Here is a 22,915-nt window from a genome sequence, read left to right as displayed (position 1 = left end):
TCAGTCGTCGAGAATGCCTTCGAGCCGGGTCAGGTGGCGGCCCACGCGGGCGCGCACCGCATTGGCTTCATCTTCCGTCCATTTGCGGAAGCCTTCGCCGGATTTCATACCCAGCTTGCCGTCCTTCACGAGTTGCTGGAGGTAGGGTGACGGGCCTTGCCGGCTTTCGAGGTCGAACAGCACGTTTTCGTGGATATCCAGCGTCAGGTCGGTGCCAACGAGATCGGCGTTTTCCAACGGGCCGAGCACGGCCAGTCTGCGGCCAAAGCAGGACTTCACAACCGTATCGACCGCTTCCGCATCACAAATGCCGCGTTCGACAAGGCTCACCGCCTCGCGCCAGAGCGCGTGTTGCAGGCGGTTGCCGATAAACCCGGGCACGTCCTTCTCCACCATCACCGGAGTTTTCCCGGCGCTGGCCAGCAGGGCCATCATCCGTTCGGCGACCTCGCCGTCGGTCCATCCGGTCTTGATCACTTCGACCAGCGGGATCAGATGGGGCGGATTCCACCAATGGGTGCCAAGCGCCCGTCCGGGGTGTTTCAGCCCGTCCATGATCTTGGTGATCTGGATGACCGAAGTGTTGGAGGCCAGCACCGCGGCGACGGGTGCATGCGCTTCGACATCGGCGAAGATCTGGCGCTTGAGGTCCAGCTTCTCCGGCGCGGCCTCGAAGACGAAATCCGCTTTGCAGACAGCCGACCCGACCGACGAACACAGCTCGATCATCTTCAATGTGCGAGCGATCTCGTTATCCTCGGCGCCCATCACCCGCAGGCTGTCGGAAATCCGCTTTGGTGCGGATTTCAGCGTTTCGGCATGCGGGTCGGTGATGGTCACGTATTGCCCGGCGCGCGCCAGCGTCAGCGCGATGCCATGCCCCATAAGTCCGGCTCCGATGACCGCTATCTGCTGCTTCTTGGGAACCATTGCTCAGCCCGCCGTATAGCCACCGTCGGCATAGAGAATATGCCCGGTGTAGAAGTCGGATGCCTTGGAGGCGAGGAACAGCAGCGGCCCGGCAAGGTCTTCTGGCTCACCCAGGCGGCCCTTGGGCACACGCGCGAGGAAACCTTCGCGCACCGCCTTGGCCTTTTCGTCGTCGCTGAACATCCAAGCGGTCAATGGCGAGCGGAAAACGGTGGGTGCTATGGCATTGACGGTGATGCCGGTGGGGCCAAGCTCGCAGCCAAGAGCCCTCACGATGCCGTCGGTCGCGGCCTTGGAGGCGCAATAGGCGGTGTAGCCCGCCGGATGGCCCAAGAGCCCGCGTGCCGACGAGACCAGCACGATCTTGCCACCCTCGCCCTGCGCTTTCATCTGCCCCGCAGCGGCACGCGCCAGCAGCCAGCTTTGCGTGACATTGGCATCCATTACGGATTCAAAGGTATCGGGTGCCATGTCGTTGATCAGCGCAACCTTGTTCATGCCCGAGGCGACGACGAGAATGTCGAGCCGACCGTAGGCCTCAACTGCCCGTGCCACGAGGCCATTGCAGGTTTCCTCGTCCGAGGGGCGTTTGTTGATCGCCGTCACTTCGGCGCCCATGCCGCGGCACTCCTCGGAGATTTCATCCAGTGCGTTCTGGTTGCCGGCAACGAGCACCAGCTTGCAGCCCGCCCCGGCGAGGACACGCGCCGCGACCATGCCGAAAGCGCCCGAGGCCCCGGTGATCAGCGCCACCCGATCCTTGACCTCGAACATTGAGAGGGGATTTGCCATCACGTTCATGCCTCAGACCTCCGGGGGATAGGGAATGACGACCAGCATCTTGCACGTGTCGTTGATGCGGTTCTCGATCTTGCGGACCTCGTTTGGCGGGATGGTGCAACTATCCATCCGACCGAGCACGGTTTCCTCGCCATCCACGATCACCGTCATCTCGCCTTCGAGCACGACGTAGACTTTCTCATAGGGGGTACTGTCCGGCCCCGCGCCGCCGCCGGGCAGGAACTGGCTGAACCCGATCCACTGGTTTGTCGGTCCACCTTCCTCGAAGCCCTGAAGCCTGAGCCCATGGCAATCGAAATGATTGGGGGCGGTATAGGGCTGCGCATCCTCGAAACGTTTTACATGCATGGCGTCCTCCCTCGCACTCGCATCGTGAAAAGAGGCCGCCAGTCCCCCGGCGGCCAGTCAGGGAGCGTTCAGAATTCGGAACCGTCGTCGATGCGGAAGTTCTGCGACTTGTCGATCATCGCCACGAGGCGGATGATGCAGCCGTCGCCGCGGTCCCAGTTCCACGGGAAGAAGGCAAAGGTGCAGCGCTTTCCGGTCACGGCATCAAGATCGCCGCCGACGTTCTCGATGCCCAAGATGCCGTTCTTGAACAGGATGTTGTGCACGGGCTCCCACTCAGGGAAGTCGTCTTTCCAGTCGTTACCGCCGGACCATTCCCTGTATTCCTGTTCCAGATGCGGCAGCAGCGGTCCGTTGCGCTGCGGGCCGATCGCGGTGGCCAGCGGGTGGTCGTTGGCCTGGGTGTCATGCCCGACAACCTTGATACCCTTCTCGACCATCCATTCGCCAGCCGAGGGCACGAGACCCGGGCAATAGGCGAAGTAGTCGCCGTCCTCGTAGTCATGATGCCAACCGGTGTTGATGATCAGAACGTCGCCTTTGCGGATGGCATGACCGCAGGCCTTTTCCAGATCCTCACCGGTAATGGGCTCCCACTTCTTCTTTGGGATAGACACGACAATACCAGTACCGAAGAAATGCGGCAGCGGTACTTCGTCAATAAAGGGCGTGCCCTGCACCACGTGCGCCGGAGCGTCAATGTGGGTGGTCGCATGCATCGTGGTGGTGATGCGCTGGCTCAGCACGCCGGATTTGGCCATGTAGTGGATACGTTCGATCTTGGTATCCTGAAAGTACGGCCAGTTCGGGTTCTGGAACCCGAAGCGGTGACTGAGATTGTAAAACTCCAGTCCCATGTCGTTATTGGTATTTCCCTGAAACTCGATCCCGCGGATTTCGACCATCGGATGCACCTTCTCTGTTCACCGGCAGAGGGCCGGTGTCGAAATAAATGTCTATGCAGGAAGCTCCCCCTCCCGTCCCGAATTACGGTACATCAGTCCGCGATGCGGTCAATCAAAACCTGTTATCCGGTTGACCCGCACCGCATCGCGGTACATAACGATCCGAACTGAAGCCCGAGCAGCGCGTGCTAAACTGAAAGGCAAACTCCTCTAATGATTGAGAAAAATGACGCAAAGGACCGATCCGGCGTTCAGGTCATTGCGCGGGCCGCCGCTATCCTCCGCGTCCTCAAGGAGGAGCGAAGCGGGCTCAGCCTTGGTCAGATCGCGCGGCGCGTCGACTTGCCCCGCTCTACGGTACAGCGAATCACGGGTGCCTTGTCCGCAGAGCGGTTCATCATGCAGGACCCGAACGGCGGCGGTATCCGGCTCGGCCCGGAACTGGGTGCATTTGCCGAAGCGGCGAACTTCAACATCGTAGAGCGATGCCGCGCGATCCTGAACGACGTAACCCAGAAGACCGGCGAAACCACAGATCTCGCGGTGCTCCGCAATGGCGGTATGATCTTCCTCGATCAGGTGCCCGGGTTGCACCGGCTGCGTACCGTGTCGTCCGTCGGGGAGATCTTTCCGCTGACCACCACCGCCAACGGTCGCGCCTGTCTGGCGCTGATGCCAGAAGACCAGTCGCGGCACCTGATCGACCAAGAAACCGCGGGTGGATTGGCAGATGGCGATCTACAGGCATTGCTGGGCAAGCTGGAAGATATTCGCGCGAACGGTCTGGCCTATGACATCGACGAACACACCGCCGGTATTTCCGCCATCGGATTTGCATTCCGTGACCTGAGCGGAAGTTACCACGCGATTTCGGTACCGGTACCAACAATGCGTTTCGCAGACATCAAAACGCGCTTGGAGATCGCGCTGCGTGAAGCACAGGACAAGGTTCGGGCGGAGTTTACGCTCGAATGATAGGTGTCACAAATCGGATTACACCTGACCCGCGCATTTATAGGTGATTTTGACTTCTCGATGCACTCTTTGATACGAGAGCGGCTTCCGATTTATGATGCCATTCGAATGTCTGCATCAATTGGTATGCACCGGTAAGATGGCGCGCAGCAAATGTCCCAAATCCGCTCTTCGTGACGGGCAGTTCGCATGCGAGGCCAATATTGGATGTCCGCAGTGAACAGCAGGAATGTCCGCTCAGCTGTCCTTGATCTTGGCAGCGTCCAAGGCCCGCTTCGAGCCCTTAGTATCCGTTACCTCAATACTGTGCTATTGGTCAGCATGATCCGAAATCTTCAGAGACTCATTGAGCGCCAGATACAGAAGGCGAAGCTGCAAGGTCAGCTTGAAGGTCTTGAAGGCGAAGGCAAACCACTGCCCGATTGCTCTGCGGATGCTTTTGTGGATGCGGGAGAAGCAGTGGGGTTCCGCATCATGGCTCAGGCCGGTGTCGTGCCGGCAGAAATCGAACTCAAGAAGAAGATGGCTGCGCATCAGAGCCACCTCGCCACGCTTGCGAACGGGCCTGAACGGAAGGAAGCGATGGCTGAACTCGCTCGCCTTGAACTGCGATACAATATCGCTCGTGAAGCTCGCCAGAAGTTCATGCGCAGATAAATTCTACTCCCCATCATTTTTGGAAAGCACCGCGAGCACTTATTCTGATCGTGCACCCTCAGCGAACGTCAGCTTCGTCCGCTGAGCTGACCTTTGCCCGGCTTGCGGCGAATGTTAGCTCTCCGCCCTTCATGCTCAGCCCGCAACGAGGGTTGGCCTACTGGTTAAACTATGGTCATGATTGATGTTCCCGAATGGTTATATGACCGGGAAATGATTGAAATGGCTTCTGGCTAACAGCTGCGCGGACGCAAAGGGTCTGAGGCAATCGTCATGTTATGGCGGCGAAATTACCATGCCGGACGAGAAAAGAGCCGCGGCAATGGCGCGGCTCTTTTTCAGTTTTCGATCCCCGAGGAGGCGACACCCTGGCCTGAGCACCGCCTCGACCTGGCCTGCATGCCCAGTTCTGCAAGCAGCAGCGTGAAAATCGCAAATCAAGGCAGCCAATCTTACAAGACCCCGGGGTGCACACTTTCCTTGCAGAAAGTGCGCCAAAACCCCGAAAATGTGTAAACATTGGCTGTCAGCATAATATGCCTTTCTGGCAATGTAACAGCTTACATCACCCGCACTTCGAGTGACCGCAGCTGCCGCAGGTCATGCAGCCCTCGACCATGCGCAACTCGAAGCTACCGCAGGAGGGGCAGGACTTGCCGCGCGGGGCGTCGAGGTTGACGACCTGCTGCTGCGGGTCCTCCTTGAGCCCCTGCCCTTCGCCAGCGAGGAAGCCAGTGGAGATCATGTGCTTCTCGATCACCCCGCCAATGGCCGCAAGGATCGAGGGGACGTATTTGCCCTGCATCCAGGCGCCGCCGCGCGGGTCGAAGACAGCCTTCAGTTCCTCGACCACGAAGGACACGTCGCCGCCGCGCCGGAACACCGCCGAGACCATCCGGGTCAGCGCCACGGTCCAGGCGAAATGCTCCATGTTCTTGGAGTTGATGAACACCTCGAAGGGGCGACGGTGGCCGCCGACGACAAGGTCGTTGACGGTGATGTAGATCGCGTGCTCGCTGTCCGGCCACTTCAGCTTGTAGGTCGCGCCCTCGAGCTCGGCGGGCCGGTCGAGCGGCTCGGACATGTAGATCACCTCGCCACCGGTGGGCTCGGCGGGCGCCGACTTGGCCTCGGGCGCCTTGGCGGGCTCGGACACCGACAGCACCGAGCCGGTGATGTCGTTCGGCCGGTAGGTGGTGCAGCCCTTGCAGCCGGTCTCGTAGGCTTCCATGTAGACGTCCTTGAACGCCTCGAAGGAGATGTCCTCGGGGCAGTTGATCGTCTTGGAGATCGAGCTGTCGATCCACTTCTGCGCCGCGGCCTGCATCTTCACGTGGTCGAGCGGCGCCAGCGTTTGAGCGTTGACGAAGTAATCGGGAAGCTCCTTGTCGCCGAACTTCTCGCGCCAGGCCTGCACGGCGTAGTCGACGACCTCCTCCTCGGTGCGCGAGCCGTCCTTCTGCAGCACCTTGCGTGTGTAGGCATAGGCGAAGACCGGCTCGATGCCCGAGGACACGTTGCCCGCGTAGAGCGAGATGGTGCCGGTGGGCGCGATCGAGGTCAGCAGCGCGTTGCGGATGCCGTGCTTGGAAATCGCGTCGCGCACGTCCTTGTCCATCTGATGCATGTTGCCCGAGGCGAGATACTTCTTGGCGTCGAACAGCGGGAAGGCGCCCTTCTCCTTCGCCAGTTCGACGGAGGCGAGATAGGAGGCGCGCGCGATGCGCTTCATCCAGGCCTCGGTCTGCGCCGCCGCCTCGTCGGAACCATAGCGCAGCCCGACCATCAAGAGCGCGTCCGCGAGGCCGGTGACGCCGAGGCCGATCCGGCGCTTGTTGCGGGCTTCTTCGGCCTGCGCCGGCAGCGGGAAGTTCGAGGCGTCGACGACGTTGTCCATCATCCGCACAGCCATGGCGACGAGATCGTCGAGTTCGGCCTCGTCGAGTTTGGCACCGGTCTCGAATTCGTTCTTCACCAGCTTGGCAAGGTTGATCGAGCCCAGCAGGCAGGCGCCATAGGGCGGCAGCGGCTGCTCGCCGCAGGGGTTGGTGGCCGAGATGCTCTCGCAATAGCCCAGATTGTTCATCTGGTTGATGCGGTCGATGAAGATCACGCCGGGCTCGGCCTGCTCATAGGTCGACTTCATGATGGCGTTCCACAGGTCGCGCGCCTGCACGGTCTTGTAGACCTTGTCCTTGAAGACGAGGTCCCAGGTGCCGTCGGCCTTCACGGCCTCCATGAACGGATCGGTGACCAGCACCGACATGTTGAACATGCGCAGCCGGGCCGGGTCGGATTTCGCGGTGATGAAGGCCTCGACGTCGGGGTGGTCGCAGCGCATCGTCGCCATCATCGCGCCGCGGCGCGAGCCGGCTGACATGATGGTGCGGCACATCGCATCCCAGACATCCATGAAGGACAGCGGGCCCGAGGCATCGGCGGCCACGCCCTTCACCTCGGCGCCGCGCGGCCGGATGGTCGAGAAGTCGTAGCCGATGCCGCCGCCCTGCTGCATGGTCAGCGCCGCTTCCTTGAGCATGTCGAAGATGCCCGACATCGAATCCGGCACGGTGCCCATGACGAAGCAGTTGAACAGCGTCACGGCGCGGGCGGTACCGGCGCCGGCGGTGATCCGGCCGGCGGGCAGGTAGCGAAAGTTCTCGAGCGCGCCGTAGAACTTCTCTTCCCAATGCGCCGGGTCCTTCTCGGGGGCCGCCAGCGCCCGGGCGATGCGGCGCCAGCTATCCTCGACGCTGTTATCGATCGGCGTGCCGTCGCTCTGCTTGAAGCGATATTTCATGTCCCAGATCTGTTCGGCGATCGGCGCGGAAAAACGGGTCATGAGGGCGGTCCTTCGGCTTTGAACTTATTGGAAATGCATGAGGGACTCAGGTCCCGACGGTCACCGTCGATATAGTGTATCATAGCACGTTCCAAGCTACAGATTGTGTTTGACACAGCCTTATCCACAAGAAATTGCGATTTTATCACAACACGAAATCGCGACTTGCGGCCCCCTTCCCCGGCTTCTAAGTCCTTCATCATGCTGCATCTCATCAAGCTCTCGGTCGGGACCGAAGACGTCTCGGACCTCGCGGCCTGGCAGGCCGACCGGCGCGGACAGGGCCCCGACGGGCTGCCACGCCACGTCACCCGCATGTGGCCCAAGCGTGCCGAGGAGGTGCTCGACGGCGGATCGATCTACTGGGTGATCAAGGGCGTGATCCTGTGCCGCCAGCGGGTGATCCGCTTCGACGAGGTGGATCGCGGCGACGGCATCCGCCGCTGCGCCATCGTCTGCGAGCCGGGGCTGGTGCGGGTCGCGGCGACGCCCAAGCGCGCTTTCCAAGGCTGGCGCTACCTTGCCGCCGGCGACGCGCCGCGCGATCTCGCGCCCGGGCGCGAGGCCGAGGAACCGTTGCCGCCCGCGCTACAGGCGGCGCTGGCCGAAATCGGCGTCCTTTAAAGGCCGAGCTTGTCCTCGAGCGCGTCGAGCGTAGCGCGATGCGCCTCAGACCATTCGGCCGTGCTCGAGCGGAACAGCGTCGCTTGGCTCGAATGTATCATCCCGTCGGACAGGATCTTGAGCCCGTTGGCGCGCAGCGTCTCGCCGGTCGAGGTGATATCCGAGATCGCCTCGGCGGTTTCGTTGCGGACCACGCCCTCGGTCGCACCCTGGCTGTCGACCAGCTGGTAGTCGGCGACGCCGTGCTCACGTAGGAATTCCCGGGTGAGCCGGTGATACTTGGTGGCGATGCGCAGCCGGAAGCCATGGTCACGCCGGAAGGCCGCGGCCACCGCGTCGAGATCGTCGAGCGTGTCGACATCGACCCAGCCCTGCGGCACGGCGATCACGAGATCGGCCCCGCCGAAGCCCATCTGCGCCAGTTCGCGCAGGCGCAGGTCCCAGCCCGCCACCTTCTCGCGCACCAGATCCGATCCGGTGACACCGAGATGCAGCCGGCCGGCGGCCAGCTCGCGCGGGATCTCGCCCGCCGACAGGAGCGCCAGCTCGACACCGTCGATGCCCTCGACCACGCCCGCGTATTCGCGGTCGTTGCCGCGCTTGCGCAGGGTCAGGCCGCGCGCGCCGAACCAGTCGAAGGTCTTTTCCATCAGCCGCCCCTTGGACGGCACGCCGAGACGGATCGTCATGCCCGGCCCTCCCTGATCTGCACCGCCAGCTCGGGCCGGATCACGCCGCCCACGGCGGGCACGGCACGGCCCCGCCCGAGATGCCGGGTCAGCGCGTCGTAGCGCCCGCCGGTGGCCACCGGCGGCAGGTCGGCGCGGGTGGGGGATTGGAAGCCGAAGACGAAGCCATCGTAATATTCGAGCGTGGTGCGGCCGAAGCTGCCCTCAAAGGGCAGTGCGTCCACGTCGATGCCGCGCGCCGACATGGCGTCGAGACGGCGGGTCAGCCCGGTCACCGCGTCGCCGATGGCCGGCATGTCCACGGCGATGTCGCGCAGCGCCGACAGCACGTTGGGCGCGGTCTCGCGGAGGTCGAGGATCATGTCGACCAGCGCCATCTCCTCCTCGGAGAGCGGCCGCGTGTCGGCCTCCGCGCGCAGCGTGGCGAGGCGCGCCTCGACCTCGCGCCGGCTGCGAAGACCGAGCGCCGGCCCGGCACCCTCGAAGGGGTCGGCGGCGGCCAACAGCGCCTTCTTGTGGGCAGGTAGCGGCGTGCGCGCGCCATAACGGTCGAGCAGCGCCCGGAACCGGCGCGGCCGCCAGACATGGCGCAGCAGCGCGCCCTTGCGGGCCTCGGATGTCTTCAGGCCGCGGACCGCCGCCATCAGGATGCCGATATCGCCGGTGGCGGGCCGAAGTTCGAGCCCCTCGAGCGCCCCCGAAATGGTCGCAAAAACCTCGGCATCGGCCTGCGCCGGCTCTCCGCCGAAGATCTCGAAGCCCACCTGCAGGAATTCGATCGGCCGCGCCGGATCGGTTTCCTGACGCCGGAACACCTCGCCCGCATAGCTGTAGCGGGCCGGATCGCCGCCCTCATCCATATGCGCGCGCACAACCGGGACGGTGAAGTCCGGGCGCAGCATCATTTCTCCGCGCAGCGGGTCGGCGGTGACGTAGGCGCGGGCGCGGATGTCCTCGCCATAGAGGTCGAGCAGCACGTCGGCGGGCTGCAGGATCGAGGTGTCGACCGGCTGCGCGCCCAAGCCCTCGAAGATGGCCGAGAGCCGCGCCGCCTCGGCGCGGGCCTCCGGCCCCATGGGTCCGGGCATCATGATGATTGGCTTTCGATCATCGCGCGAACCCGCTCGACCAGCTCGTCGCGCGGCACCTCGATCTGGGAGGGGCGGTCCTTCCACTCCTCGAGCGTGGCCTCCTTGGCAATCTGCGCGCCGAGGATCAGGTCCTTGACCTGCACCACGCCGCGCTCCTTCTCGTCAGCCCCCTCGATCACCGCGACCGGGCTGCCGCGCCGGTCGGCGTATTTCATCTGGTTGCCGAAGTTCTTCGGGTTGCCGAGATAGACCTCGGCGCGGATGCCGGCGGCGCGCAACTCGGAGGCCATCGCCTGGTAATCGGCCATGCGGTCGCGATCCATGACGGTGACAACGACCGGTCCCTGCGCCTCCGCCTCGCCGCGCCCCTTGGCAGCCAGCGCCGCGAGCAGCCGGTCGACGCCGATCGAGACGCCGGTGGCAGGCACGGCCTGCCCGGTGAAGCGCTTGACCAGATCGTCGTAGCGCCCGCCCCCCGCGACCGAGCCGAACTGGCGCGGCCGGCCCTTCTCGTCGAGGATCTCGAAGGTCAGCTCGGCCTCGAAGACCGGGCCGGTATAGTAGCCAAGGCCCCGCACGACCGAGGGGTCAACTATTACGCGGTCAGGTCCCATACCCTGAGCCGCCAGTAGCCCCGCCATTTCACGCAACTCAGCAACACCACTTTCGCCAGTATTCGAACCTTCAACAAGTTTCTCGAGATGCTCTAGTATCTCGTCGTTCCACCTACGAACATCATCTACGGAAACCGCAGGATCGTTGGCATCAGGCCCATCGATTGCAAAACTTGCAAACAATGCATCCCATTTCTCTTCGAAAGAAACGTCAGGCAATCCAACTTTGGCGGACAGCCGATCTACGACTTGCTGCTTGGCTTCGACGAAGCCCATCACGACCTCGGCTTGCTCGGCACCGAGCCCGGCACCCTTGGTAAAGTCGCCGGATTCGTCCTTGCGGCCCTCGCCCAAGAGCGCCCGCACGCCCTCCGTGCCCAGACGGTCGAGCTTGTCGATGGCGCGCAGCACGATGCCGCGCTCATGCCCGAACTTCTCGGGATCGGACGGATCCAGAACGCCCGCCACTTCCATCACGCCGTTGAGGACCTTGCGGTTGTTGACGCGCACGATGTAGTCGCCGCGCGAAATGCCGACGGCTTCCAGCGTGTCCGCGAGCATGGCGCAGATCTCGGCATCGGCGGCCACCGAAGGCGCGCCCACCGTATCGGCGTCGCACTGGTAGAATTGGCGGAACCGGCCCGGACCGGGCTTCTCGTTGCGCCAGACCGGACCCATCGCGTAGCGGCGATAGGGGGTCGGCAGGTCGTTGCGGTGCTGGGCATAGACCCGCGCCAGCGGCGCGGTCAGGTCGTAGCGCAGCGCCAGCCAGTCGCCGGGCTTGTCGCCTTCGGCGTCCTCCTGCCAAGCGAAGACGCCCTCGTTCGGGCGATCGACATCGGGGAGGAACTTGCCCAGCGCCTCGACCGTCTCGACGCCGCTCGTTTCCAGCGCCTCGAATCCGTAGCGATGATAGACCTCGGCGATCCGGCGCAGCATCGCGGCGCGCGCGGTGACCTCGGCGCCGAAATAGTCACGGAACCCCTTCGGCGTCTCGGCGCGGGGGCGGCGGATCTTGTCCTTGGCCATGGATCGGCATCCTTTCGGGAGCGGAGTCGCGCGCGGGCTTAGCGCGGGCCGCTCGCGGGGGCAACCTTCGGGCTTGAAACCCACGCGCCACTGATGTGTTTAGAGGGCATGACCGACCAGATCGACATCGAAGAGCGGCTGAGCCACCTGATCCGCACGGTCGAGGACCTGTCCGACGTGGTGGCGCGGCAGGAGCGCGACATCGACGCCCTTACCCGGCGCATGCGTATGCTGGGCGAGCGTCTGGCCGAAGCGGAGGCCGAGGCCGACAGCGGCGTCACCATCGGCAACGAGCGCCCGCCGCATTACTGAGGCTCAGCCCTCGACCCCCATCGCTAGTGCGCGTCCGTCATGCAGCAGCATGTCGGCATGGCGCCCGCTCGCGCCGAAGGCGGCATAGGCGGTGAGGAAGGTCGTGTTGCGTGCCAACCGGGCGGTTGCGCGGCCGCAGGGCTGTCCCCTCGGCACGCCGCAGATCTGTCGCTTCACCTCCTCATAGGCGGGCACGACCGGGCTGTGCGAGATCCCTGCGCCGTAAGAGGTGGCCTCGAGCGTTCCGACATTGCCGAACAGCGCCAGGGCCGCCGTGAATTGCCGTACGCAGCCATCGGCGAAGCCAGTCACGTATTGCGTGCGCTGCGCGGTCGATGTCGCGGCTGTGTCGTAGAGGGTGAAGCCCGCCTCGGTGGCCACCGGGGTGCCCAGCGCCGAAGCCGACAAGCCGCACACCTTTGCCATCTGCCCGAACGGCAGCGCCGTGCCGGGCGCAACCTCCCGGGTATCGGGTCCGGGGGTCGAGAGCGTGGCGCTGCCACCGCCGACCCCGGCCTCGCAGGCGGCGAGCAAGGTCAGGGCGCAGAACACGATGGCAGGGCGCATGGGTGATCTCCGGTTGGGCCTTGCCCGGTTCTAGCGCGCCGCTCCCCCGCGTCCATCGCGCGGGCGGGAGCCCGCTCAGACCTCCTCGACCTCGATCACCCCCGGCAGCGAGCGAAGCGCGCCCTTGATCTGTGGCGTCACCGGCCAGTCGGCGCCGCAGTCGATCTCGACTTCGCCGGGAAGCCCCTCGCCCATCAGGCAGATGCTGATCGGCCCGCGCGCGATGCGCTGGCCCTTCGGCACCTCGCGCCCGGCCCGTTCCAGCACATTGGCCAGCATGGTGATCGCGTCGGGCTGTTCGAGGAACACGCGCAGTCCCGAGCCACCCGCATCCGCGACCACCCCCTCGATCGGCGCGACCGAGCGGCCCAGAAGCTTGAGCTGGTCGCTCTCCATCGTCGCCTCGACCTGCACCACCACCTGTGAGCCGGTCTCCAGATGCTCGCGCGCCGCCTCCAGCGTGTCGGAGAACATCGTCACCTCGAACTGCCCCGTCGGGTCCGACAGCTGCACGAAGGCAAAGCGGTTGCCGCGCGCCGATTTGCGCTCCTGCCGCCCGGCCACGGTACCGGCCATCTTGCCGACGAAGGCGCCGCGCGCGCCTGCCTGCTCGAGCACCTCGTCCAGCGTCATCACCCCTTTGCGCTTCAATGGCGCGAGGTAGTCGTCGAGCGGGTGACCCGAGAGATAGAAGCCGACGGCCTTGAACTCCTCGGCCAGCCGCTCGGCAGGCAACCAGTCGGTGACCTGCGGCATCCGCGGCTCGGGCAGATCGTCGCCCGCCTCGCCGAAGAGGGAGACCTGCGCGCTGGCCTTCTGTTCATGGATCGCGGCCGAATAGGCGACCAGTGCGTCGAGCCCCGAGAACACCCGCCGCCGGTTGCGGTCGAGCGCGTCGAAGGCCCCGGCACGGGCCAGCATTTCCAATGGCCGTTTGCCCACTTTCTTGAGATCGACGCGGCGCGCGAGGTCGTAGAGCGTGGCAAATTGCTTTTCGCCCCGGCCCTCGACGATCAGCCGCATCGCCTCAACGCCCACGTTCTTGAGCGCGCCCAGCGCGTAGACCAGCTTGCCGTCCTTCACGTCGAAGGTAGCTTGGGAGCGGTTCACGCAAGGCGGGGTCCATTCGAGCGACAGGCCCTTGCGGACCTCCTGGAAGTAGATCGCGAGCTTGTCCGTGAGATGGATGTCGCAGTTCATGACACCGGCCATGAACTCCACCGGATGGTTCGCCTTGAGCCAGGCGGTCTGGTAGCTGACCACGGCGTAGGCTGCGGCGTGCGACTTGTTGAAGCCGTAATTGGCGAACTTCTCGAGAAGGTCGAAGACCTCCATCGCCTTCTTCTTGTCGACCCCGTTCTTCATCGCCCCTTCGACGAATTTAGGGCGCTCCTTGGCCATCTCCTCGGCGATCTTCTTGCCCATGGCGCGGCGCAAGAGGTCGGCGCCACCAAGGCTGTAGCCCGCCATGACCTGCGCGATCTGCATCACCTGTTCCTGGTAGACGATGATGCCCTGCGTCTCGGCAAGGATGTAGTCGATGCTGGGATGGATCGAGGTGATCTCGCGCTGGCCGTTCTTGACCTCGCAATAGACCGGGATGTTCTCCATCGGGCCGGGGCGATAGAGCGCCACCAGCGCAACGATGTCCTCGATGCAGGTGGGCTTCATGCGCTTGAGCGCATCCATCATGCCCGAGGATTCCACCTGGAACACCGCCACCGTCTTGGCGCGCGAATAGAGTTCATAGGTCTTTTCGTCGTCGAGTGGGATCAGGTTGATCTGGTTCTCCGCCCCCTCGGGCGGGGTGTAGAGTTCGGTCCCGTCGGCCGCCACATGCAATGGCCGGCCCGATTTCAGGATCAGATCCATCGCGTTCTGGATCACCGTCAGCGTCTTGAGGCCGAGGAAGTCGAACTTCACCAGACCCGCCTGCTCGACCCATTTCATGTTGAACTGGGTCGCGGGCATATCCGAGCGCGGATCGCGGTAGAGCGGCACCAGCGCGTCGAGCGGCCGGTCGCCGATCACCACGCCGGCGGCGTGGGTCGAGGCGTTGCGGTAGAGCCCTTCGACCTGCTGCGCATAGGTCAGCAGGCGGTTCACCACCTCCTCGTTCTTGGCCTCCTCGCGCAGACGCGGCTCGTCGGCCAAAGCCTTCTCGATCGAGACCGGCTTGACCCCCTCGACCGGGATCATCTTCGACAGCCGGTCGACTTGGCCGTAGGGCATCTGCAGCACTCGGCCCACGTCGCGCACGGCGGCCTTGGACAGAAGCGCGCCGAAGGTGATGATCTGCCCTACCTTCTCGCGGCCGTATTTCTCCTGCACGTAGCGGATCACCTCCTCCCGGCGATCCATGCAGAAGTCGATGTCGAAGTCGGGCATCGAGACCCGCTCGGGGTTGAGGAAGCGCTCGAACAGCAGCGAGTAGCGCAGCGGGTCGAGGTCGGTGATGGTCAGCGCGTAGGCCACGAGAGAGCCCGCACCCGAGCCCCGGCCCGGGCCCACGGGGATGTCGTGATCCTTGGCCCACTTGATGAAGTCGGCCACGATCAGGAAGTAGCCGGGAAATCCCATCCCCTCGATGATGCCCAGCTCGAATTCGAGCCGCTGCTCGTATTCCTCGACGCTCACCGCATGCGGGATCACTGCGAGGCGGGCCTTGAGCCCCTCCTGCGCCTGACGCCGCAGTTCCACCACCTCGTCATCGGCGAATTTCGGCAGGATCGGCGCGCGCTTGTAGGTCTTGAAGGCGCAGCGCTTCGCGATCTCGACCGTGTTCTCCAGCGCCTCGGGCAGATCGGCGAACAGCGTCGCCATCTCCTGAGGGCTTTTGAAATAGTGCTGCGCGGTAAGCCTGCGACGCGGCTCCTGCTGGTCGACATAGGCGCCCTGCGCGATGCAGATCAGCGCGTCATGCGCCTCGTAGATCTCCGGTTTCGGAAAATACACGTCGTTGGTCGCGACCAGCGGCAGATCCATCGCGTAAGCCATCTCGACATGGCCGCGCTCCGACAGCTTCTCGGCCTCGGGCAGCCCGTCCTCGCCCGGATGCCTTTGTAGCTCGACATAGAGCCTGTCTGGGAAGGCCGCCTTCAGCCGCCCCATCAGCGCCTCGGCCTTGGGCCTCTGGCCCTGCCGCAAGAGCCGACCGACCGGCCCGTCGGGGCCGCCCGACAGGCAGATCAGCCCGCCCGACAGCGCCTCGATCTCCTCGATCGATACCTGCGGAAGCTGCCCGTCGCTCTTGAGGTAGAGACAGGAGTTCAGCTTCATCAGGTTCATGTAGCCGGCCTCGCTCTGCGCCAGCAGAACGATCGGCGCGGGCAGCTCGGGACGCTTGCCCGGCTCGGGCGGCAGATAGCACAGGTCGACCTGGCAGCCGACGATCGGCTGCACCCCGGATTTTGCCGCCGTCTCGGAGAATTCGAGTGCCGCGAACATGTTATTGGTGTCGGTGATCGCCACGGCGGGCATCTCCGCCTTGGCGGCGAGCCCCGGCAGCTTCTTCACGGGGATCGCGCCTTCGAGCAGCGAATGCTCGGTGTGAACGCGCAGATGTATGAATCGGGGATTGGCCATGCCGCAGTTCTATCCCGACGGGGCGGGCGCGGGAAGCGCACGCCGCCCCTGCCCCCCGGTCAGTCCGAAAGTTGTGATGCGAGATCCACGAGCTTCCGAGAGCCGGTGAGATCGGCGGCCGCCTGCGTGGCCCGGATCGCCTTGCCATCGGCACTCTCCACCGCCATCAGCTCCAGAAATACGGCGCGGCGCGCGCCGTCCGGGGCGTCGACCCGCGCCATCACGAGGTCGCCGCCGGGGATCGCTACGAAATAACACACTGTGCCGACGGCTTCGCCAATGCTGCCGGTCCGCTCCAAGCCCAGATGATCAGTGATGAGCAGCCGTGGATATCGGCTCGTCAGCGGTAACTCCGATGGCATCGGGCGGCGATTACGTGACGAGGATGGCGACTTGGCTCGGGCGATCCATGGGCGGCCTCCTTTGGGACCCATCTTTCGGGCGAGCGCGCAACCCTCGACTCGCGTTCCGCAACGGCAGATACGAGACACTTGCCAAGCGCGGCCCGCATCGGGTTTCATGTTGTTCGACATGAGGGTGTCCCGGTCTACGCCGCATCGACCGGGTAGGATCACCCAAAGGCACATGGTAAGGCGGCGGATCTAGCGATGACCGAGATCGCGTTTCTTCTCAACGGAGAGACGGTACGCGCAGGCGGAGCGCCGACGCGCAGCCTGCTCGATTACCTTCGTGAACAACGGGGCCTGACCGGCACCAAGGAGGGATGCAACGAGGGCGATTGCGGCGCCTGCACGGTGATCGTCACCGACTCCGAAGGGGGGCTGCGCGCGCTCAACGCCTGCATCCTGTTCCTGCCGCAGCTTCAGGGCCGTGCCGTGCGCACGGTCGAGGGGCTGGCCGAGGGCGGTGCGCTGCATCCTGTCCAGCAGGCCATGGTCGAGCATCATGGCAGCCAGTGCGGCTTCTGCACGCCGGGCTTCGTGATGGCGATGGCGGCCGCCCATGCGCAGGGCCGCACCGATCACGACGACCAGCTTGCGGGCAATCTGTGCCGCTGCACCGGCTACGCGCCGATCATCCGCGCGGCCGAGGCCGCCGAAGGCACCGCCCTGCCCGCGTGGATCGCAAGCGACCGCGAGAAGCTCGCGACGCTCACCGCCGCGCAGGTCGCGGGCGACGCCGCCCGGAGCGCCGACGCTGCCAGCGGCCCGGCGGGCGGTTGTGTGCCCTACGAGCCCGAGGCGGGGCGAGGCAGCGATACGACGTTGACCGAAGCGCCCGGCTTCATCCCCGAGAGCGCCGACGAACTGGCCGCATGGTATCTCGACCACCCCGAGGCGACGCTGATCGCGGGCGCCACCGATGTCGGGCTTTGGGTCACCAAGGGGCTGCGCGCCCTGCCGGAGACGGCGTTCCTCAACCGTTGCGAGGATCTGAAGCGCATCGAGATCAAGGATGGCCGCATCCGCTTCGGTGCGGGTGTGACGATGACGCGAGTCATGGAAACGCTCGCCGCGCCCTACCCCTCCTATGCCGAGATGGTGCGCCGCTACGGCTCGGTGCAGGTGCGCAATGCCGCCACGATCGGCGGCAGCCTCGCCAATGGCTCGCCAATCGGCGACAACGCCCCTGCGCTGATCGCGCTGGGCGCCACGATCCACCTCCGCCGCGGCGACGACCGCCGCGAGCTGCCGCTCGAGGATTTCTTCATCGACTACGGCAAGCAGGACCGCCAGCCCGGCGAGTTCGTCGAGGCGGTGAGCCTGCCCGAAACGCGCAAAAGTTTCCGCGTCTACAAGATCTCCAAGCGCTTCGACCAGGACATCTCCGCCGTCTGCGCCGCTTTCGACGCGACCGTCGAGAACGGAGTGGTTACCGCGATCCGCACCGGCTTCGGTGGCATGGCCGCGACGCCCAAGCGCGCCCCGGCCTTCGAGGCCGCGCTCACCGGCAAGCCATGGAACATGGAGAGCGTCGAGGCGGCGCTACCCGCTCTCGCCGAGGACTTTACCCCGCTCACCGACATGCGCGCCTCGGCCCAATATCGGCTGGAGGCGGCGCAGGGCCTCGTGCGGCGCTACTTCGCCGAAGCGTCGGGCCAGCGAACCAACGTTCTGGAGGTGCGGGCATGAGCGTCGGCAAACCCCTCCCGCATGACAGCGCGGTGCTGCACGTCACCGGACAGGCGCGCTACATCGACGATATCCCCGCCCCCGCCCACGCGCTGCACCTCGCCTTCGGCCTGTCGCGCATCGCGCGCGGGCGGATCGTGTCGATGAATCTCGACAAGGTGCGCGCCGCCCCCGGTGTCGCCATGGTGCTGACGGCCGCGGATCTCGACCGGCCCGCCGATTGCTCGCCCAGCGCGCATGACGAGCCGCTCCTGTCGGACGGCACCGTGCATTACCTCGGCCAGCAGCTCTTCCTCGTCGCCGCCGACAGCCATCTCGCCGCGCGCAAGGCCGCTAGGCTGGCAGAGGTCGAATACGAGGAAGAGAAGCCGATCCTCACCGTGGAGCAGGCGCTCGCCGCCAATTCGCGCTTCGAGGACGGGCCGCGCATCTGGTCCAAGGGCGACGCCGAGGCCGCCATCGCGAACGCCCCCCGCAAGCTCAAGGGCCGGATCGAGATGGGCGGCCAGGAGCACTTCTATCTCGAAGGCATGGCCGCGATGGCCCAGCCGCAGGAGGACGGGGTCACGATCCACTCCTCGACCCAGCACCCGACCGAGATCCAGCATAAGGTAGCCGACGCGCTCGGCCTGCCGATGTCGGCGGTGAAGGTCGAGTGTCGCCGCATGGGCGGCGGCTTCGGCGGCAAGGAAAGCCAGGGCAACGCGCTCGCCGTGGCCTGCGCGATCATGGCCTCGAAAACGGGCCGCGCCTGCCGGATGCGCTACGACCGCGACGACGACATGACCATCACCGGCAAACGGCATGATTTCCGCGTCGATTACGAGGTGGGCTACGACGAGAGCGGCCGGGTTCTGGGCATCGACTTCACCCATTACACCCGCTGCGGCTGGTCGCTCGACCTGTCGCTGCCGGTGGCCGACCGGGCGATGCTGCATTCCGACAACGCATATCTGCTGGATGCGGTGCGGATCACCTCTCACCGGCTCAAGACCAACACCCAATCTGCCACCGCATTCCGCGGCTTTGGCGGACCGCAGGGCGTGCTCGGCATCGAGCGGGTGATGGACGAGGTGGCGCATGAGCTGGGCATCGACCCGGTCGAGGTACGGCAGCGCAACTACTACCGCGCGGCCTCCGAGCTGAACGAGGCGCCGCAGCACCACGACGACCCGGCCCCCGCCCTGCCCGCCGATGGCGACACCGACCTCGCCTCGCGCGGGGCCCAGGCGCAACTCCCGGCGGGCGACGCCCGGCCGGAAGAGGGCCGCAACACCACGCCCTACGGCATGGAGGTCACCGATTTCATCCTGCACGAGATGACCGAGCGGCTGCTGGCGACCTCGGATTACAAGGCCCGCCGCGAGGCCATCGCGCAGTGGAACGCCGAAAACCCGATCCTCAAGCGCGGCATCGCCTTTTCGCCGGTGAAGTTCGGCATCTCCTTCACGCTGACCCACCTGAACCAGGCTGGTGCGCTGGTGCATGTCTACCAGGATGGTTCGATTCACCTGAACCATGGCGGCACCGAGATGGGACAGGGCCTGTTCCGCAAGGTGGCGCAGGTCGCCGCTTCGCGCTTCGGCGTCTCGCCCGAGCGGGTGCGGATCACCGCGACCGATACCCACAAGGTGCCCAACACCTCGGCCACCGCCGCCTCTTCCGGATCGGATCTGAACGGCATGGCGGCGAAGGCCGCCTGCGACACGATCCGGACCCGGATCGCCGAGTTCCTCGCCGGGCTGCATCAATGCAGCGCCTCGGAGGTGCGCTTCGCCGACGACCAGGTCCATGTCGGCGGCGAAACACTGAGCTTCGAGCAGGCGGTGAAGCTCGCCTACGAGGCGCGGGTCAGCCTCTCGGCCACCGGCTTCTACAAGACGCCGGACCTGAAATGGGACCGGATCAAGGGCCAGGGCCGGCCCTTCTTCTACTTCGCCCACGGCGCTGCCGTGACCGAGGTGGCGATCGACACGCTCACCGGCGAGAACCGGATCCTGCGGACCGACATCCTGCACGATGCGGGCCATTCGCTGAACCCGGCGCTCGACAAGGGTCAGATCGAGGGCGGCTACGTGCAGGGCGCGGGCTGGCTCACCACCGAGGAGCTGATCTGGGACGACAAGGGCGCGCTCAGGACCCACGCCCCTTCGACCTATAAGATCCCCGCCTGTTCGGATCGGCCGGACCTGTTTCACGTGGATCTGTGGGACGCGCCGAACCCGGCGCAGACGATCTACCGCTCCAAGGCGGTGGGCGAGCCGCCCTTCATGCTCGGCATCTCGGCCTTTCTCGCGCTGAGCCACGCGGCCTCGGCCTGCGGGCCGAACTACCCGCGCCTCGACGCGCCCGCCACGGCCGAGCGCGTGCTCGCTGCCGTTCGGAGGGCAAAGGGGTGAGCTTCGACCGCGACAACCTCGCTGCCGCTGTTGCCGCGCATGGCCCGGTGATCAGGGTGCTGGTGGTCGCGACCGCCGGATCGGCCCCGCGCGATGCCGGCACCTCGATGCTGGTCTGGCAGGGTGGTCAGTCCGGCACCATCGGCGGCGGCGCGCTGGAGCACGAGGCGGTGGAAACGGCGCGTGACATGCTGGCCATGGGCCGGGCCACGGCCCAGCGCCGACTGCCTCTGGGCCCTGCGCTCCGCCAATGCTGCGGCGGCGCGGTCACGCTGGTCTGGGAGCGCTTTGCGGCAGGCGAACTGCCCGAGACCCTGCCCCGCGCCCGCCCGCTCGGGTCCGCCGGAGTGATGCCCACCGCCGTCGCGCGCAAGCTTGCTGCCATGCCCGCCGGCGCGACCCCGGCCATCGTCGAGAACTGGCTCGTCGAGGCGCCCCTGCCCGCGGCCCGAGCGCTCTGGGTCTGGGGGGCGGGCCATGTCGGCCGCGCCGTCGTCTCGGTGATGGCGCCGCTGCCGGGCCGGGCGATCACTTGGATCGACCTCGCGCCCGATTGCTTTCCCGAAGCCGTCCCCGAAGGCGTCACGGTGATCCCCGCCGCGACCCCGCCCGCGCTGATGCCGCGCGCGCCGCGCGACGCCGACCACCTGATCCTGACCCGCGACCACGACCTCGATCTCGCGCTCTGCCACGCCGCTCTCACCCATGGTTTCGCCAGCTGCGGGCTGATCGGCTCGGCCACGAAATGGGCCCGCTTCCGGTCGCGTCTTGCGGCGCTGGGTCATTCCAACGCCTTGATTTCCCGCATTGCCTGTCCAATCGGTGACACCTCCTTGGGCAGAGATCCCCAAGCCATTGCCGTCGGCGTGGCCGCCGCGCTACTGAGGTCCGGGAACAAGACGATGACGAGGGACCGGGCCGTATGACGACGCCGTTGCTGGAGCTGTCCGGCCTGACCAAGGCCTATCCCGGCGTCGTGGCCAATTCGGAGGTATCCTTCGAGATCGCCCGCGGCGAGGTCCATGCGCTTCTGGGCGAGAACGGCGCGGGCAAGTCGACGCTGGTCAAGACGATCTACGGCCTCGTGCAACCCGATGCCGGGACCATGCGCCTCGACGGCCAGCACTTCGCGCCGCCGGAACCCCGTGCTGCGCGCGCCGCCGGCGTCGCCATGGTATTCCAGCATTTCTCGCTCTTCGACGCGATGAGCGTGGCCGAGAACGTGGCGCTGGGCATGGAAACGCCGCCCGCGCTGAACCGTCTCGCGGCGCAGATCCGCGAAGTCTCGCAATCCTACGGCCTGCCGCTCGACCCCGACCGCATCGTCGGAGACCTCTCGGCCGGCGAACGCCAGCGGGTCGAGATCGTGCGCTGCCTGCTGCAGGAGCCGCGGCTCCTGATCATGGACGAGCCGACCTCGGTGCTGACCCCGCAGGAGGTGCAGATCCTGTTCGAGACGCTGCGCAAGCTGCGCGCGGAGGGCGTGTCGATCCTCTATATCAGCCACAAGCTGGAAGAGATCCGCACCATCTGCGACAGCGCGACGATCCTGCGCCACGGCAAGGTGGTCGGCAAATGCGACCCCAAGGCCACGGCGGCGCGCGACATGGCTGAGCAGATGGTCGGCGCGACGCTGGCCACGCCTTCGCGCGCGGGCGGCCGCACCGGCGAGGTGGTGCTGGAGCTGAGCGGCCTGTCGGCCCCCGCCCCGCGCGCCTTCGGCACCGCGCTCAAGAATATCGACCTGAGCCTGCGGGCAGGCGAGGTGCTGGGCATCGGCGGCGTCGCCGGCAACGGTCAGGACGAGCTGGCCATGGCGCTGTCGGGCGAGATGTCCGTGGCACCCGGCATGATCCGGCTGAAGGACCGCGAGATCGGTACCGTTGGCGTCAACGCCCGCCGCCGGATGGGCCTTCTCTGCGCCCCCGAGGAGCGCATGGGCCACGCTGCCGCGCCGGATATGAGCCTCACCGAGAACGCGCTGCTGACCGCCGGTCCGCGCGAGGATCTGGTGCGGCACGGCTTTTTGCGCTGGGGCAGGGCCCGCGGTTTCGCCGAGCGAGTGATCGAGCGTTTCGACGTCCGCACGCCGGGCCCCGGCACCGCGGCGCGGGCGCTGTCGGGCGGCAACCTGCAGAAATTCGTCATCGGTCGCGAGATCATGCAGCGCCCCGAAGTGCTGGTCGTGAACCAGCCCACCTGGGGCGTCGACGCCGCCGCCGCCGCAACGATCCGGCAGGCGCTCTTGGACCTCGCCGAGGCGGGTGCGGCGCTGATCGTCATCAGCCAGGACCTCGACGAGCTGATGGAGATCTCGGACCGTTTTGCGGCGCTGAACGGCGGCAGCCTGAGCCCACCGCGCCCGGCAGAGGGGCTGGGCATCGACGAGATCGGGATGATGCTGGGCGGCGCGCATGACATGACGCCAGCGCATGGGGAAGGCTGAGGGATCTT

19 protein-coding genes are annotated in these 22,915 nt (G+C 65.8%); 8 read left to right on the top strand and 11 right to left on the bottom strand.

Annotated elements, in window-relative coordinates; all coding sequences use genetic code 11:
* The 4 genes from LOS8367_RS12645 to LOS8367_RS12630 form a co-directional block, all read right to left on the bottom strand.
* Entirely contained in the window at positions 1-930 is a 930-nt protein-coding gene (locus tag LOS8367_RS12645) for a 3-hydroxyacyl-CoA dehydrogenase family protein (RefSeq protein ID WP_085896886.1), read from the bottom strand.
* Between the two features lie 3 nt (positions 931-933).
* Entirely contained in the window at positions 934-1,683 is a 750-nt protein-coding gene (locus LOS8367_RS12640; protein ID WP_242665580.1) for an SDR family NAD(P)-dependent oxidoreductase, read from the bottom strand.
* Positions 1,684-1,734: 51 nt separating this feature from the next.
* Positions 1,735-2,079: a cupin domain-containing protein gene (locus LOS8367_RS12635; RefSeq protein ID WP_085896884.1), complete on the bottom strand. Its 345-nt coding sequence runs from the start codon at positions 2,077-2,079 to the stop codon at positions 1,735-1,737.
* A 68-nt stretch (positions 2,080-2,147) separates the two neighbouring features.
* A complete protein-coding gene (locus LOS8367_RS12630; RefSeq protein WP_085896883.1) occupies positions 2,148-2,984 on the bottom strand; it encodes a cyclase family protein in 837 nt (278 codons plus the stop codon).
* Positions 2,985-3,197: 213 nt separating this feature from the next.
* On the opposite strand from LOS8367_RS12630, the gene LOS8367_RS12625 reads away from it, so the two are divergent.
* Both LOS8367_RS12625 and LOS8367_RS12620 read left to right on the top strand, forming a co-directional pair.
* The gene (locus tag LOS8367_RS12625) at positions 3,198-3,959 is read left to right on the top strand and encodes an IclR family transcriptional regulator (RefSeq protein WP_085896882.1); all 762 of its coding nucleotides are present in this window, start codon (positions 3,198-3,200) and stop codon (positions 3,957-3,959) included.
* A gap of 321 nt (positions 3,960-4,280) precedes the next feature.
* Positions 4,281-4,616 carry a DnaJ family domain-containing protein gene (locus tag LOS8367_RS12620; protein WP_085896903.1) on the top strand — a complete coding sequence of 112 codons (336 nt, stop codon included), beginning with the start codon at positions 4,281-4,283 and terminating at the stop codon, positions 4,614-4,616.
* 565 nt (positions 4,617-5,181) lie between these two features.
* Here the strand turns inward: LOS8367_RS12620 and LOS8367_RS12615 are convergent.
* On the bottom strand, positions 5,182-7,458 hold the full coding sequence (locus tag LOS8367_RS12615) for an adenosylcobalamin-dependent ribonucleoside-diphosphate reductase (protein WP_085896881.1): 2,277 nt from the start codon (positions 7,456-7,458) through the stop codon (positions 5,182-5,184).
* A gap of 201 nt (positions 7,459-7,659) precedes the next feature.
* On the opposite strand from LOS8367_RS12615, the gene LOS8367_RS12610 reads away from it, so the two are divergent.
* A complete protein-coding gene (locus LOS8367_RS12610; protein WP_085896880.1) occupies positions 7,660-8,082 on the top strand; it encodes a DUF1489 family protein in 423 nt (140 codons plus the stop codon).
* Here LOS8367_RS12610 and hisG read toward each other — a convergent pair.
* From hisG to hisS, 3 genes are read right to left on the bottom strand one after another with little or no spacing between them, the layout of a single operon-like run.
* The gene (gene hisG, locus LOS8367_RS12605; protein WP_085896879.1) at positions 8,079-8,771 is read right to left on the bottom strand and encodes an ATP phosphoribosyltransferase; all 693 of its coding nucleotides are present in this window, start codon (positions 8,769-8,771) and stop codon (positions 8,079-8,081) included. The two genes, LOS8367_RS12610 and hisG, sit on opposite strands and share 4 nt — an antisense overlap.
* A complete protein-coding gene (locus LOS8367_RS12600; RefSeq protein ID WP_370737703.1) occupies positions 8,768-9,862 on the bottom strand; it encodes an ATP phosphoribosyltransferase regulatory subunit in 1,095 nt (364 codons plus the stop codon). The genes hisG and LOS8367_RS12600 overlap by 4 nt, the downstream gene beginning before the upstream one ends.
* Positions 9,859-11,505, bottom strand: a complete 1,647-nt coding sequence (hisS, locus tag LOS8367_RS12595; protein WP_085896877.1) for a histidine--tRNA ligase — start codon at positions 11,503-11,505, stop codon at positions 9,859-9,861. Before hisS ends, LOS8367_RS12600 begins: the two co-directional genes overlap by 4 nt.
* 108 nt (positions 11,506-11,613) lie before the next feature.
* On the opposite strand from hisS, the gene LOS8367_RS12590 reads away from it, so the two are divergent.
* Positions 11,614-11,817, top strand: coding sequence for a SlyX family protein (locus LOS8367_RS12590; protein WP_085896876.1), 204 nt, complete (start codon positions 11,614-11,616; stop codon positions 11,815-11,817).
* Positions 11,818-11,820: 3 nt separating this feature from the next.
* On the opposite strand, the gene LOS8367_RS12585 is transcribed toward LOS8367_RS12590, so the two are convergent.
* The 3 genes from LOS8367_RS12585 to LOS8367_RS12575 all read right to left on the bottom strand — a co-directional run bounded on the left by LOS8367_RS12585 (position 11,821) and on the right by LOS8367_RS12575 (position 16,268).
* Positions 11,821-12,384 (bottom strand): hypothetical protein, encoded by a 564-nt coding sequence (locus tag LOS8367_RS12585; RefSeq protein ID WP_085896875.1) that lies wholly within the window; start codon positions 12,382-12,384, stop codon positions 11,821-11,823.
* Between the two features lie 75 nt (positions 12,385-12,459).
* Entirely contained in the window at positions 12,460-15,969 is a 3,510-nt protein-coding gene (gene dnaE, locus LOS8367_RS12580) for a DNA polymerase III subunit alpha (RefSeq protein WP_085896874.1), read from the bottom strand.
* A gap of 59 nt (positions 15,970-16,028) precedes the next feature.
* Positions 16,029-16,268, bottom strand: a complete 240-nt coding sequence (locus LOS8367_RS12575; RefSeq protein WP_085896873.1) for a hypothetical protein — start codon at positions 16,266-16,268, stop codon at positions 16,029-16,031.
* A 309-nt stretch (positions 16,269-16,577) separates the two neighbouring features.
* Between LOS8367_RS12575 and xdhA the strand changes: the two genes are divergently transcribed.
* From xdhA to LOS8367_RS12555, 4 genes are read left to right on the top strand one after another with little or no spacing between them, the layout of a single operon-like run.
* Positions 16,578-18,062: a xanthine dehydrogenase small subunit gene (xdhA, locus tag LOS8367_RS12570; RefSeq protein WP_085896872.1), complete on the top strand. Its 1,485-nt coding sequence runs from the start codon at positions 16,578-16,580 to the stop codon at positions 18,060-18,062.
* The gene (xdhB, locus tag LOS8367_RS12565; protein ID WP_085896871.1) at positions 18,059-20,461 is read left to right on the top strand and encodes a xanthine dehydrogenase molybdopterin binding subunit; all 2,403 of its coding nucleotides are present in this window, start codon (positions 18,059-18,061) and stop codon (positions 20,459-20,461) included. Before xdhA ends, xdhB begins: the two co-directional genes overlap by 4 nt.
* Positions 20,458-21,387 carry a xanthine dehydrogenase accessory protein XdhC gene (gene xdhC, locus LOS8367_RS12560; RefSeq protein ID WP_085896870.1) on the top strand — a complete coding sequence of 310 codons (930 nt, stop codon included), beginning with the start codon at positions 20,458-20,460 and terminating at the stop codon, positions 21,385-21,387. Before xdhB ends, xdhC begins: the two co-directional genes overlap by 4 nt.
* Positions 21,384-22,907, top strand: a complete 1,524-nt coding sequence (locus tag LOS8367_RS12555; RefSeq protein ID WP_085896869.1) for an ABC transporter ATP-binding protein — start codon at positions 21,384-21,386, stop codon at positions 22,905-22,907. Before xdhC ends, LOS8367_RS12555 begins: the two co-directional genes overlap by 4 nt.
* The last annotated feature ends 8 nt before the right edge of the window (positions 22,908-22,915 follow it).

Source organism: Limimaricola soesokkakensis (assembly GCF_900172345.1).
GTDB lineage: Bacteria > Pseudomonadota > Alphaproteobacteria > Rhodobacterales > Rhodobacteraceae > Limimaricola > Limimaricola soesokkakensis.
This window is presented reverse-complemented; position numbering and strand designations above follow the sequence as displayed.